The organism is Rhodococcus sp. WS1 (assembly GCF_003797745.1).
GTDB lineage: Bacteria > Actinomycetota > Actinomycetes > Mycobacteriales > Mycobacteriaceae > Rhodococcus_F > Rhodococcus_F erythropolis.
In genome coordinates this window covers 2,105,985-2,118,718 of the sequence record NZ_RKLZ01000001.1, presented here as the reverse complement: position 1 = coordinate 2,118,718, position 12,734 = coordinate 2,105,985, and the positions used below count along the sequence as shown (strand labels likewise).

Below are 12,734 nucleotides of genomic sequence, written 5' to 3'. Positions count from 1 at the left end.
GCGTCAGATCTCGATCTTGGGTGTCTGTTCGCCCAGCTTGTGGCGGGCCAGTGCCAGGTTCGCACGCGCGCGGTCCAAAACCAGGTACACGAACAGCGTTGACAGTCCGGGCGTCTCGAGGACGCGAATGAGGTGGTACTGGTTACTCAGGGTGATCAGAATGTCTTCGAGGGTGTCGGTAATTCCCAAGTTACTCATCGTGCGGAGCTTTGCTCGCACAACCTCGGAGTTGCCGGCGCCGGCGTACTCGAGGCTGAATGACGGGTTGCCGCTCATACCGAGAACCATCCCGCTGTCGGCGTCGACTACGGCTGCACCGCTGGCACCGTCGATGCGCATCAGTTCGCCGAGGATCTTGTCGATGTTGCTCATTGCTTCTCCTTGGTAGGGCAGAGTCGCGCGGGGCGACTCCAGGTGATGCTTCGGTGATGAAGTCATCGGTACATTTCGAGGTGGAATCGTTGGTTGCGGTGTCGGGAGTGGGCTGGGCGGCAACTGTTCAGCTTGTGAGATTTGTGGGCTCGTTCCGTTCGGTGCAGATGAGCGGCCATTCGACGACTCGAATTCGTCGATGCGGTCTGCGGGCAGCCAGCCGTCCCCGGGGGGTGCGCTGAGCGGCCATCTCGTATCCGTCTCGAAGTCCGGCACCGGCGTCTGAAGTTGCGGATACACCGGCGCGGTAAGCGGCCGCTTGTACGGAACCGGCTGACCGCCCGCGTCGGAGACGTTCGCGAACCAGGCGGCATACCCGGGGTCGCTGCGATCGAGGTTTTGCCCGCGATCGTCGTCTTCCTCCCGGGAGCCTCGTCGACGAAAAAGTCCCACTCGTTCCAGCCCCTTAAAGACGAACTATTTCCGATCAGAGCGTTCCGGATGAACGCGGCAGACCGGACAATCCCACCCATAGTTACTTTGCAGTTAAGTCACCGTAGCATGGGTTCGCAGACGGGGCATATGGTCCAATCCTGTAGGCGGGCCGACGAGGCAGTCGGATTCGACAGGCTGCCCGGACGATTCTCGCCGGTCGACGATGCCGGTCCGTTCGAGCGCCAGACGCCCTCTGGCATCCTTGAAGGATGAAGAAAACGATCACCGGGTTCATCGGTGCCTGCTCGCTGGTGGCGCTGGTTGCCTGCGGTTCTGACGGAGACAAGCCGACCGAGGTCGGAACACTCACTTCCTCCGTTTCGGCGACCACCACTGCGTCACCGACGACGTCATCCGAGGCTCCGGCGACATCGTCGGAATCGACTACCGAGGCACCGTCGGTCGACGCGAGCGTCCCGGCTGAGGTCCCGTCGGACCCGAATGTGAGTTCGGCACTGCCACGGACCTACGCGCAGGCGTGCTCCGATGTTCTCCGGTACCTCGACGCATACCAGCCGGCAATTGACGAGTCGGGCGAGGAAATGGGCATGACGCGTGAATCATTGGCAAACGACATGCTGACCTCCATCCAGGCTTATCCCGAATGGTCGAGCTTGTCTGCCGACGAGCAGGCTGAGGTCACTCGCGGATTCGCCGCAGCGACCGCGGGAAGTTGCTGACCTACTTTCAGAACAACGATTCCTGAATCGCCACGCCAGGGGACTCGAACTCGCCGACGGTGATGGTTCGACCGACCAGTCCGGACACATCCGCGACGAAGCGTGGCGATTCAGGATCGGGGTCGATCCGCAGCGAGGCGATCGAACCGGCAAGGCCCTCCAAGTACAAGGAATGTTCCCCGGACTCGAAAGTGTGCGGATACGCGATCAACGGTGCCGCATCGAAGACAACGTCGGCGCACGCCGGCGCCGTCCATTCTTCGGGAGCCTCCAGGATCTCGATTCCGTCGATGTCCGATCCGATGTCATTCAGCTCGTCTTTGATCGACGATACGAAGTGGTGCAACGACTTTCGCAGTTTCTCGCGATCCAAGGGTCCTGTCAGCGCTTCGATCTTTCGAGACGTACGTATGGCCTGGCTCAAGTGGAAGTGCTCCGAAACTCGGGCTTCGAGGGAACGAATGCTGTAACCGTCCGTCGACCGCGCTACGAACAATGCGCAGACCGCACCCTGTTCGGCGACTCGCGGATGCTTGCGGAACTCGGCCGCCGTCCCCACCTTCATCTGACCGCCGGCGAAGATGTCGATGTAGAGCCATTGTGGTTGCGTGAGATAGGTGCGCACGTTCGGATGAATGTGCGCGCCGCTGACATGTGCCTGATGAACGGTGGTGAATCCCTCACGATTTCGGCACCGATCGCACTGGCGCCCGGTAACGACCGTGGCCCCGCGGTCACACGGCGAGTGTCCTCGACCTTCTGCGGTGAGATCTCGCCAGCCGAGGCAGCGGCGGCCCTTCTTCTCGTCGACGGAGAATCGCAGAACCGAGTCGTGAGTGTAGAAGGTCGTAGCGGAAGTGGTGTCGTCGACGCATCGGATCCGCGGTGCTGTCGGGTTCGACCATTCGATTCCGCGAACGAGCAGGGTCATTGAAGTGTCGATTCCTTCTGTAGTTCACAGGTCGACACCCATGCTAGTCAGTGCAGATGCGGTTCAGTGCAGTGGTTGCGCCCCACGTTGTCCGAGCATCAGTGTCATCAGCCCGGATTCCTGACTCTGGGAATTGATCATGTCGCGGGCCGACTGTTTCACCGGTTCGCGCTCGAGCAGAGCATCGGCGGCCTGCGCCATAGCGATCCCGCCACGGTGGTGGCGTTCCATCAGTTGAAGGAACACAACCTCGGCGTCGAACCCGCGAGCGCTACTCAGTTTCTCGAGTTCTTCGGTCGTAGCCATACCCGGCATGGAGGCGGCCTCGGTGTCCAGCGTTGCCGGGTGATGATGAGAGTCGCCAGCGCCGCTCGGTGACGCCTCCATCCACGCCATCGGCGTTCTACTGTTCGGCGGGACACCGGCCAACCTCAGCCAACCGAGCGTGACACCGATTTCCGTTCTCTGAACATCGTCGATCTGCTGGGCCAGTCTCGTAACCGCCGGGTCCACATCGGGACTCAGACGCGCGAGAATGAAGAGGGCCTGTTGATGGTGGGCCGCCATGTCATGCACGAATCCGATTTCGGTTTCGCTCAGAACAGCTGTCTGCGTGTGGTTCTCGGGTGCGAACAGCGGACGTAATGCTGCGCCGAGTACGAGCAGCATCAGTGCCGCAGCCACGAGTGCGACGGCTTTGACCGATCGCGGCGCCGTCATGATCCCACGGTCGTCTTCTGGTCAGCGGGTGGTGTGTAGACACCGTTTTCGAGTTGCATGGCAACAAAGCCGTTGTCGGCGCACGTCGCCCACAACGTGGTACCGCGCCATTCGGGTGGGGAGAAGCACCAATCGGTCGAGATGTCGCCGAGAGCGAGCATGCCCGATCGCGAACTCAGCGCTTGGCCGGGGTCGAACTGGCCCTGCGCGATCGACTGCGCGATTGCCGGCGTGCTGAGAATGGGTACCCCGATGAGCGAGGCGAGAGCGTGCGGCGAGTTGGCGAGTTCGACATTGTCGCCGGTCCGAGCGGGTGGGTTGAAGTACGCAATTTCGTGGACGTCGAAGGGATCTCGAACATCGAAGACCCGAATCCCGCTCGAGATCCATCCGCATGCCAGCGCCGTCGGGTCGACCGGGCGATCGGCCGAACAGTAGTGAGATTCGTACGCGAACAGCGATCCGCCGGCAGCAGACGCCAGCGCAGCATCTTGATTCTCCGGCAGATTGATCTCGAGCTTCACCGAATTGACGACCGCCGGTTCGTCGTCATTGGAGACGTCGATCAATTTCACTCCGCCGGAACCACCTTCGTCGACGGTGAACAGGTACGGCGAACCGTCGTAGGTGACCGGAATGCTGTGTTGGGTGGCCCAACCGTCGGTCCACGAGAGCTGGGACAGTTGGCGCACCCGAGGATTCGGGACGCGGCGCTGAACCTCACTGATGTCGAGAACATGTATTCCGCCGAGATTATTCGACAAGTACATGCGATTTCCGTCTGGAGTGATTCCGAAGCCGTGGGTCGACAACCCGATGAGGTCCTGCCAGACGACACGCGGGTTGGCGGGATCGGTGAGATCGACGGCGCTCACCACGCCGGGAGCGGTGCCGGAAGACCAGTAGGTGTTCCCGTCCGGTGAAAATCCACCCTCGTGATTGGTGATGGGCAGCAGCATCCCCAGATCGGTTCCTGGTCCGGGGTTGAGCAGTTTCGGGTGCGCGCAATCGGAGATGTCGTAGACCGACATCAGGCCGACGCCGGTCAAGAGCGGAACGCCCGTGCCCACCAGCAGCTTTCGCGCGGTGTTGACCTTGAGACTCTCCCACGTTCCGGCCAGCATCGCAGGTTCGGTCAGCGTGGCGGTGAGAGCAGGATTGGCAGGATCCGACACGTCGAGAACTTGCACGCCCTGCGCGGGGCCCAGGAGGTTCCCGGGGAAGAAGCTGCCGACGTACGAGCAGTGTTCGAAGTTGGTGGACGTGATCCCGCCGCCGCGACCCGAGTAACCGCCGATCTGAGACATGTTGCAGCTGTACCCGTCTCGGCTGCGTCCGCTGTTTCGGTCCTCGGCCGGAACATCGCCCTGCAACCCGGTCTCGGGCATCGAGCCCGGGCCGCATTCGGCGCGGCTTGCAGCGTTGGAAGCGACACCCGGGTTCTCGTGGATCGAGCCCGGGGCAGTGGCGGGCTCAGCAGAAGCGACGCACACCGGAAGGACGGTGATCAAGGTGACGAGCGCGATGGCAGATCTGGTTCTGATGGTCGTGAACGATTTCATCGAGTCCAACTCCCGGTGCGGGATTGCCTTTCGTATCTCACGGGCAGACGTACCTCAAGGACAGGCAGCACGGAGGGCAGGCGCGTGTTCGAGCGCTCACGACGATCGGGTCGGGGTGTGAACCGGTGTCGGGCCGCAACCAACCGGACAATGCTGTCCGGTTGGTATCGTAGTGTGCGTGACATCGTCTGGCCGCGTCAATAGCGGATCTCTCAACAGAGGGCCGAGAGATGCGGCGCGCAATCGTGCTGCACTCATTGCAGCAGCTCGCGAGGTGTTCGCCACCCAGGGATTTGCTGCTCCGCTCAGCCTGATCGCCCGCACGGCCGGCGTCGGCCAGGGCAGCCTCTACCGGCACTTTCCCACTCGTGAAAGTCTCGCACTCGCGGTGTTCGACGAGAACATCGTCGAGCTGCACGATCTGGCGGCTGATCCGGATTCGACTCTCGACGATCTTTTTCGTTTGTTGGTCGACCAGATCACTACCTCCATCGTGTTCGTGGAGGTCATCAAGCCGGTCTCCTTCGGCGACTCGCGACTGAATTCGGCTGGCGCCCGTTTGACCGATCTCCTCGAAGGGCGCCTCGACGAGGCGCGTCGAACTGGGAAGATACGAGAGTCCGTGACTGCTGAGGACGTGATCCTGGCGATCGCCATGTTCGCCGCGATCATGGAACGGACTGCCGAGAGCTCGCGGAAAGAAGTCGCGCACTCGGCCTGGAACCTTCTTGTGCAGGGACTGGCCGGGCCGGCAGCGGCGGGCTGAGTCGCGTTCGCCTCGCGTCTCGAGGTGATCGCCTAGGCTCGTGGCATGGCTATTGTCTGGACAGTTCCTCGCGCTATCGGCTCCACCCTGCTCGTTGCTCCGTTGATCAAGGAGTTCCTTGTCGAGGGTGACGGCACCCTCGATGCAAAACTGACTGCGGTCGGTACGGTCTCTGCATCTCTCGAGAAGCAAGTCGGCCGCACGTTCACCTCGATCAGCGCTGCTTCGGCGGCAATCTTTTCCGGTGCTGCCGGTTCCACCAGCGTGCCCGACGCACTCCGTCTGGCCGTGATGCGCACTCTGTCCACCGAGGTCGTCGTCAGGAAGCCGGCTCCGCAGCCGTTCACCGAAAAGGTTGGGAAGAGATTGGGGCAGTACGTCTTTGCCCTGCGTGACCCGCGCAACGATCAGGTGTTCCATGTCGGGCACGGCACGGGAAATCAAGTGTTCGCGCCGGTATTCGAAGCGCTCGGTGAACTTGCGAATCTCGAAGGAGCGGACGGCCCAGCCGAGTCGAATGCTGCTGTGACAGCAGCCAAGATCGCCCGCATCCGTGAAATCTACGACGCGGGTTCGGCGGTGGAGCACTTCGTTCTTCTCCGCTCGGTCGCTGCCGCCACGGATTCGGCCGCCACTACCGACGAGGTCGTCCGCGGCATCGTGGAAGCCTTGCGAATCACCGACGCGGGCGAGGGCCTGACCAACCTCGCGGGCGATACATCGGACAAGGAAGCCCGTGCGACCCGCGTCGAGGAACTCGCGTTGCGCTACTCGGCCGATCCCGCGCCGGAACTCCCGACGCCGAGCATCGTCCTCCACGTGCCGGCCTCCGCTCGTCCGGGAGCAACGCCGGAAGAGATCTACGAACTCGCGCGCGCCGAGTGGTCTGCCGGTGCAGCTGTTCGTGCCGAGATCGGAATCCCCGTTCTGGTGTTTGCCGACAGCATCATTCGTGGTGCATTCCGCGCTCAGTCATGGGAGGTGTCCACTCGCAATGCCGACGGAAGCCAACTGTGGCGGTTCAACGGAACCGTCGACGACGAGCTCGCTACCAAGTACGTCGGAACCGAGGTGACCCCGCACAACGTCGGCCTGAAGAAGTGGCCCGTCAGCGGTTGGGTCACGAGGTTGACTACCGCTCGTCCGGGGGCGGTTTTGCCGGGACCTCGTAAGTCCAAGTAACGCAACAACTTCAGGTAGAAGACATTGTGGGGGCGGGATCCGAACGGATCCCGCCCCCACAATGTCGTTACCCGGGGTTGTCAGCCGAGCAATCCGCTTCCCACATAGTCGTTCTCGGTGCATCCCGGCGGAATGAGATACACCGCAGAACCGATCGGCGTCGTCCACTCGTTGAGTGCGTCGAAGTCACTCAATCGCTGTTGGACCGGTAGATATTGCTCGGCGATGTCCCGTTGGAATGCTGCGAAGATCAATCCCGAGTTCGAGGTCTGCCCGCCCTCGGGTGCGTCGTCGTAGTTGTATGCCCGACGGAAGAACTGCTCCTTCTCATGCGTCTGGTGGGCTCGCGCGATGTGTGATCCTGGCGGGATCACCGGAATGCCGAACTTGTCCGTGAGTGTGAAATCCGCTTCGTCGAATTCGTTGGTTCCGTTGAGCGGAGCGCCATTGGACAACGTGCGCCCCATGGTGAGTTCACGCCCCGAGCGATCGAGTTCGTCCCAGGTATCCATTTCCATGCGAATGCGTCTTAGTACCAACGAGGTTCCGCCCGCCAGCCACGGTTGACCGGCGCCGTCGTGCCAGATCAGTGAATCGAAATCCACTGTTCCCGGAGCCGGATTGACCGTCCCGTCCACTTGGCCCATGAGATTGCGCATCGTGGTTCCCTCGGGCGTGGTGCCGCGAGCGTTGCGGAATCCCTTTTGTGTCCACCGGATTGTCGTCAGTGATCGGACGTTCTTGGTCAGAACTCGCACAGCATGAGCAATGGTCACCGGATCGTCGCCGCAGATCTGCAGCAACAGGTCCGATCCGCCCCATCGATCGTCAAGTCGGTCGATCTCGTAGCTCGGCAACGGCTCGAACCAGTCCGGTTGACGTGCTTGCAATCCCAGCTTGGTGAACAGGCCAGGGCCGTAGCCGACGGTCACCGTCAAGCGGGCCGGATCCACGGCCAGTTCCCGTTCGGTATCGGCCAACGCCGGGTTACCGGCGGTCAGCCGTGACGCATCCTCGGACCACATCTTCATGATCCCGACCACGATTGCTCGATCGGCTCCAGGCAAGAGGTCGAACCCGATGAACGTGCCGTGCGCTTGCGGAGTGGTGGCGATCCCAGCTTGGTGGACGCCGTAGAACGGTTCCACCAGCTTGCCTGCTTGCTGCTCGTGTTCGCTGCGCTCGACCACTGTGGTTGCGCCCCAGGTTATTCCCGCGACGCCGAGCGCGGCGGCACCTCCTCCGAGAAGGCGCCGCCGGCTGAGTGCTCGGCTGGGCGGGTTCGTGTTCTCAGCCACCGTGATTCGGGTCGTAGTTCTCCTGATTACCGGAGAAGTCGCGAATCTGGGCTGTGAACGTGGTGCTGGAACCGTCGTCGTAGATCAATGTGAGGTCGGTTTCGGCGCCAGGGAGCAGCGGCGCGGACAGGTCCATGAACATCAGGTGGTCACCGCCCGGGGTGAGGCTGGCTGACCCGTTGGCAGGGACCAGGAACCCACCGTCCTTGGGGCGCATCGTCATCGTGCCGCCGTCCCCGGTCACGACCTCGTGCAGTTCCAGTCGCGATGACGCGGGACTGGTTGCCGAGACCACCCGTACGTCCTTGTCGCTGGAGTTGACGAGTTCGGCGAACGCCGCACTCATTCCCTCGGGTGCTGCCTTGACCCATTGATCCTGAACTGTGATGGATTGTGCGGCTTCGGTTTCCTTGTCGGAGTTTGAAGAACAGCCGGTCAAGGCGAGAGCTGCGGTCAGTGCAACAGCTGCGAATATCTTTGTTCGAACAGTCATGTGTGTCTCCGTGATTCGTGAGGTGTCAGGTGGTGGTGCGGCGTTTGAACGCCGCAATGCAAACGTCGATCAGCAGGAATGCGAGAAGACTGATGCCGAGTAGCGGAACAAACCAGCCCACCAGTGCGGTTACCGCAACCAGCGCAACAATGCTGAGCGGGGAGAGGTTGCGAATTCCGCCGCGGGCAGGGGCCCGGCCGACTGCCCAGTCAGAGCCACGGGTGGGGCGTCGGCGCCACCACATGATGTAGCCACGAATGACCACGCTGACCAACGCGAGTGCCAGTGCGGTGAGTGCGATCTGGTTGGCAAGGCCGAACATCAGGCCCATGTGGAGCTGGATTCCCCAAGCCGAAAGTTTGGCTGCGAGTGGCCAATCCGAGAACCACAACTCGTCGGTGACCTTCTGCGTCGCTCCGTCGATTGCGATGGTGTTGTTGCTGTACACCCAGGGCTGACGCGTCTGGGCGACGGTGAAGGCTGTCTCGGCGTTGGCGGGTATCGATACTTCGACCGGACCGGTGATCCCGTTGTACCTGGCGATACCGAGGACGGTGTCGACACGTCCGACGTTGGTGTCTGTCAGCGTGCCGGCGGCGGCGGGGGCCATGTCGTGACCCTCGTGCCCGCCCGTTGCCGGTGGTGGAGCGTCGCCGAGAGTTTTCACGACCGAGGGCGTCGTCCAACTCAATGCGGTTCTCAGATTGCTGACGTTCTCTCCGGCGTACGTCGACCACGTGAGTCCGGTCGCCGAGAGAAACACCAACGCAACTGCTATCCAGATGCCGACGACACCGTGCCAGTTCAGGGTCCGGCTTCGTCCGGTGGACGCTCGGTCGATCGTAAGTAGACGAGCGTTCCGAGCGGTGCGGTATCGACGGAACCACAGGTAGACGCCACCGAGTGCGACCACCCACATCCACGACGCGGCCAATTCGCTGTAGAGGCGGCCAGGTTCACCGAGATGAAGGTGGCGATGCAGCTGAGAGATCCAGGTGCGCAGTGGCAACGAACCACTGCTTCCGTAGACCGCCAGCTCGCCGACCGGCTGTGCAAGCACCGGATCGACGAAGACTGCGAGCCTCTCCGATTCGCCCAACGACGGATCGGTGAACAGGACCCGCGTGGTTTCTCCGGCCGCAGGGGACGGACGTACTGCCGAGACGGTCAGGTCAGGGCGGTACTGCTGGGCGGAACGGATCTGGTCGTTCAGCGACGCGATTTGTCCGGTGGTGTCGGTCTGGAGGTAGTCGCTGTAGACGAATTTCTCGATGGTGGGCGCCATCGCGTAGAGACCACCGCTCAGGGCGGCGATGAGGATGAACGGCCCGATGAGGATTCCGGCATAGAAGTGCAGGCGCAGAATCAGCGGCCTGGCGCCGCCGACCTGCTTCTTCGGGGGAGAGCTGTCGTTAGAAGCGCGTGTCTGTGCGCGCTCCAATTCGGGTGCGGACATGCGTGTACTCGATCCCGCCGTGCGCCTTTGTTAACCGCCCGCGGTTAATAAAGGCGCACAGCAAAGTGGCGCACGTATTCACGTGCGTGAGAGGAAAGGGAAGGTGAGTTACACGAATGCCGGTGGGCCGCGAGTGCCCAAGCCTGAGGTGAGAAGTTGACGCAGAACAACTTTGGCGCGGTATCGAGTGCGCGCAGTGAACGGCGAGGGTTCAGGTGCCCACGGGCGCAATAGGACGGCGACGATTGCCGCCACCGTCGATGCCGCCACGACGTACCCGTGTTCTGCGCCGCGGATCAGAACTGCGCACACTCCGACGGCAGCGATGTGCGCTGCGAGCATCGGAAGCGACAGGAGTAGGCCGTGTTGATGATCCGAAGCGATGGTCAATGTCGCGTGACCGATGGCCTGACCCGCAGCGAGCATAAGGGCGAGCAAGAGGGCAGGGGATCGGCGAGTGTCGATGGACGTGACCACCGCGCCGACGCTCGCGCACGCGAGGATCAACAACACCACCGCGCTCTCGGACGGGGCCATGCCGCCGCCACCGAGTGCGTGGGCTGCGACGGAAACCGCGCCGGAGGTACCGCCCACGAAAGCGCCGCGCAGCTGCGCGACATCTTTCGGACCCGGCGTCATACGCGAAAGGATACAGGCAGCTACTACGAGGGCTAGTAGTCGAGCCCGGCCGAGTCGGTTTGACGCCGTCGACGGCAGTCAGGTCGCGCCACTCACATTCTTGCAATCCCTGTATACGAATGGTGCACGGTCATCGTTCAACGCTGTCGGTCATCATCCGTACTCGTATCCGGCGCTGCCTACAGATGAACATGATTGGAACTCGTGGTCTCAGATGAGTGTCGAGTCGTTCGCGGGCGGCGGGATCGTTCGGCCGAGCCTTCGCGGAATCATGACTGCCAACGGAGATTCTGCAAAAAAGATTTGGATTACCGAGTTCGGGGCGCCTACAAGTGGGACTCCGGACAGCGTCAGCGAAGCGCGTCAACTCGAGATCTATCAGGCAGCGATGGCAGACAAGCAATCCAAGCCTTGGTTGGGGCCGCTCATCTTTTACCGTCTCAACGACTACGCACCTTACGGAGCGACGACGGATCGAGAGTCGTATTTCGGCGCAGTGAGGTCGGACGGCACCGTCAAGCCGAGTGCTGCATACGTGAAGAGTGTGCTCTGCCCGTGATGACGGTCGAATGGTACGAGTGATCGGTAGGGCTGGGAGGCACTTCGTTCGAGAGTGCGGAATTCTGCAGCAGCTGAACACTTGTCCATGAAGGGAGGGTGATCACCCAGGTGATCACCCTCCCTTTTTTCGTTTGTTACCAAGGGATTTGCCCTGACATTGCGGAAGGCTGTTTTCAGCGGCAGATGAAGATATCTGTGCCGCATATCGTTACGACGTTCGTATTTGCTGAGACCGGCACAGGCGTGGGGACCAAAGTCATCGAAGTGCGGGTGTAACGGTCTGTTGTGCCGTGACGGTATTGAGCAGAGAACGGCAAGCCCGCCAGAGTGATAGCGTCCGAGAGGCTATGTCCGAAATGATTCCGAACTCGACCTAGGAAAACGGTGCGCAGCGATAACAACGGTTCGAATAACGGAGTCCTGGGGAACAACTCCGGAACGACTCAGGGCGACGGCCTTTTCGACGCGTCCGACGACGGTTACGCAACGTCGATTCGAACCGTCACCTTCACGCCGCAATTCGACGAACCCGCGGCAAAACCGTTGCCCAGTCAGCGGATGCGCCAGCAACGTCGTGAAGAGCCGACCGATTTTCGAACCTCGACGCCCAGAGCTATGACGTCCGTCGACGATCTGGACATCATCAAGCGGGCGAAGCGTCCACCCGAACGCGGTTTGGGCAGTGTGTTGTTCAAACTCACCGGGGGTCGGATCAACACCGGGCAGTCGGCCGCCGAACTCGAACATCAAGCTCTGGTGCGCCGTGCCAACCGAACAGTGCGCGGCGTGTACAAGATTGCTTTCATCTCACTCAAGGGTGGTGTGGGAAAAACCACGGCGGCCAAGACCGTCGGTTCGACGTTCGCGTCGATCCGTGGGGATCGAATCGTAGCCATCGACGCCAATCCCGACCTGGGGACTCTGGCTGATCGTGAACGACGTGAACATCACCTGACCGTTCGTGATCTGTTGGCCGACGGTGACATTCGTACGTACAGCGATGTTCGCTACTACACGTCGCAAGGCGACAGCCGACTCGAAATCCTTGCGAGTGAGGCAGATCCGGAAACTTCGGAGTCTTTCAACGAGCAGGACTATCTCGATACTCTGCGAATTCTCGAGGTGCATTACAACATCGTCATCACCGACTGTGGCACCGGAATCATGCACTCGGCCATGTACGGAATTCTCGACGAAGCAGACGCTTTGGTTGTCGTCAGCCCGACGGCGCAGGACGGTGCCCGTAGTGCTGCAGCAACGCTCAGTTGGCTGACCAAGCACGGATACGCAGATCTGGTGAGCAGGTCGGTCGTGGCGATCAATGCGACGCGCCCGGGTTCGTCTTCGCTCGACCTCGACCAACTCGAGGACGTTTTCGCTCAGCGTGGAGTGCGAGCGGTCAAGACGTTGCCATATGACGATCACCTCGGTGAGGGTGGTCCGATCGACTTGAAATTGTTGAACAAGCGCACTGCACGGGCATATCTGGAACTCGTCGCAGCGATTGCCGATGGTTTCCCGGACTCGGTGGGCAAGCACGCTTCTCGCTGAACGTGCTCGCCCCCGAATCTGGTCATCG

At 61.6% G+C, this 12,734-nt stretch carries 13 protein-coding genes; 5 read left to right on the top strand and 8 right to left on the bottom strand.

Annotated elements, in window-relative coordinates; genetic code table 11:
• Positions 1-3: 3 nt before the first annotated feature.
• On the bottom strand, positions 4-372 hold the full coding sequence (locus EEB12_RS30805; RefSeq protein ID WP_020906454.1) for a hypothetical protein: 369 nt from the start codon (positions 370-372) through the stop codon (positions 4-6).
• Between the two features lie 704 nt (positions 373-1,076).
• Here EEB12_RS30805 and EEB12_RS09820 point away from each other — a divergent pair.
• Positions 1,077-1,547 (top strand): hypothetical protein, encoded by a 471-nt coding sequence (locus tag EEB12_RS09820; protein WP_019747175.1) that lies wholly within the window; start codon positions 1,077-1,079, stop codon positions 1,545-1,547.
• A gap of 7 nt (positions 1,548-1,554) precedes the next feature.
• Here EEB12_RS09820 and EEB12_RS09815 read toward each other — a convergent pair whose 3' ends face one another.
• The 3 genes from EEB12_RS09815 to EEB12_RS09805 form a co-directional block, all read right to left on the bottom strand.
• Positions 1,555-2,478, bottom strand: a complete 924-nt coding sequence (locus EEB12_RS09815; protein WP_020968631.1) for a DUF2797 domain-containing protein — start codon at positions 2,476-2,478, stop codon at positions 1,555-1,557.
• Positions 2,479-2,541: 63 nt separating this feature from the next.
• Entirely contained in the window at positions 2,542-3,198 is a 657-nt protein-coding gene (locus tag EEB12_RS09810; RefSeq protein WP_141487702.1) for a DUF305 domain-containing protein, read from the bottom strand.
• The gene (locus tag EEB12_RS09805; protein ID WP_021343092.1) at positions 3,195-4,760 is read right to left on the bottom strand and encodes an LVIVD repeat-containing protein; all 1,566 of its coding nucleotides are present in this window, start codon (positions 4,758-4,760) and stop codon (positions 3,195-3,197) included. Before EEB12_RS09805 ends, EEB12_RS09810 begins: the two co-directional genes overlap by 4 nt.
• 178 nt (positions 4,761-4,938) lie before the next feature.
• On the opposite strand from EEB12_RS09805, the gene EEB12_RS09800 reads away from it, so the two are divergent.
• Positions 4,939-5,526 carry a TetR/AcrR family transcriptional regulator gene (locus EEB12_RS09800; protein ID WP_232816787.1) on the top strand — a complete coding sequence of 196 codons (588 nt, stop codon included), beginning with the start codon at positions 4,939-4,941 and terminating at the stop codon, positions 5,524-5,526.
• A gap of 45 nt (positions 5,527-5,571) precedes the next feature.
• On the top strand, positions 5,572-6,708 hold the full coding sequence (locus tag EEB12_RS09795; protein ID WP_141487701.1) for a GIY-YIG nuclease family protein: 1,137 nt from the start codon (positions 5,572-5,574) through the stop codon (positions 6,706-6,708).
• An 80-nt stretch (positions 6,709-6,788) separates the two neighbouring features.
• Here the strand turns inward: EEB12_RS09795 and EEB12_RS09790 are convergent, their stop codons facing one another.
• The 4 genes from EEB12_RS09790 to EEB12_RS09775 all read right to left on the bottom strand — a co-directional run bounded on the left by EEB12_RS09790 (position 6,789) and on the right by EEB12_RS09775 (position 10,594).
• Positions 6,789-8,006, bottom strand: a complete 1,218-nt coding sequence (locus EEB12_RS09790; RefSeq protein WP_046378048.1) for a Dyp-type peroxidase — start codon at positions 8,004-8,006, stop codon at positions 6,789-6,791.
• Positions 7,999-8,499, bottom strand: coding sequence for a copper chaperone PCu(A)C (locus EEB12_RS09785; protein ID WP_019747182.1), 501 nt, complete (start codon positions 8,497-8,499; stop codon positions 7,999-8,001). The genes EEB12_RS09790 and EEB12_RS09785 overlap by 8 nt, the downstream gene beginning before the upstream one ends.
• A 25-nt stretch (positions 8,500-8,524) precedes the next feature.
• Positions 8,525-9,955, bottom strand: coding sequence for a PepSY-associated TM helix domain-containing protein (locus EEB12_RS09780; protein WP_141487700.1), 1,431 nt, complete (start codon positions 9,953-9,955; stop codon positions 8,525-8,527).
• 108 nt (positions 9,956-10,063) lie between these two features.
• Positions 10,064-10,594, bottom strand: coding sequence for a hypothetical protein (locus EEB12_RS09775; RefSeq protein ID WP_020906463.1), 531 nt, complete (start codon positions 10,592-10,594; stop codon positions 10,064-10,066).
• Between the two features lie 214 nt (positions 10,595-10,808).
• On the opposite strand from EEB12_RS09775, the gene EEB12_RS09770 reads away from it, so the two are divergent.
• Complete coding sequence (locus tag EEB12_RS09770; protein ID WP_141487699.1) at positions 10,809-11,153, top strand: hypothetical protein; 345 nt, start codon at positions 10,809-10,811, stop codon at positions 11,151-11,153.
• A gap of 386 nt (positions 11,154-11,539) precedes the next feature.
• Positions 11,540-12,706 carry a MinD/ParA family protein gene (locus EEB12_RS09765; protein WP_020906466.1) on the top strand — a complete coding sequence of 389 codons (1,167 nt, stop codon included), beginning with the start codon at positions 11,540-11,542 and terminating at the stop codon, positions 12,704-12,706.
• Positions 12,707-12,734 lie beyond the last annotated feature (28 nt).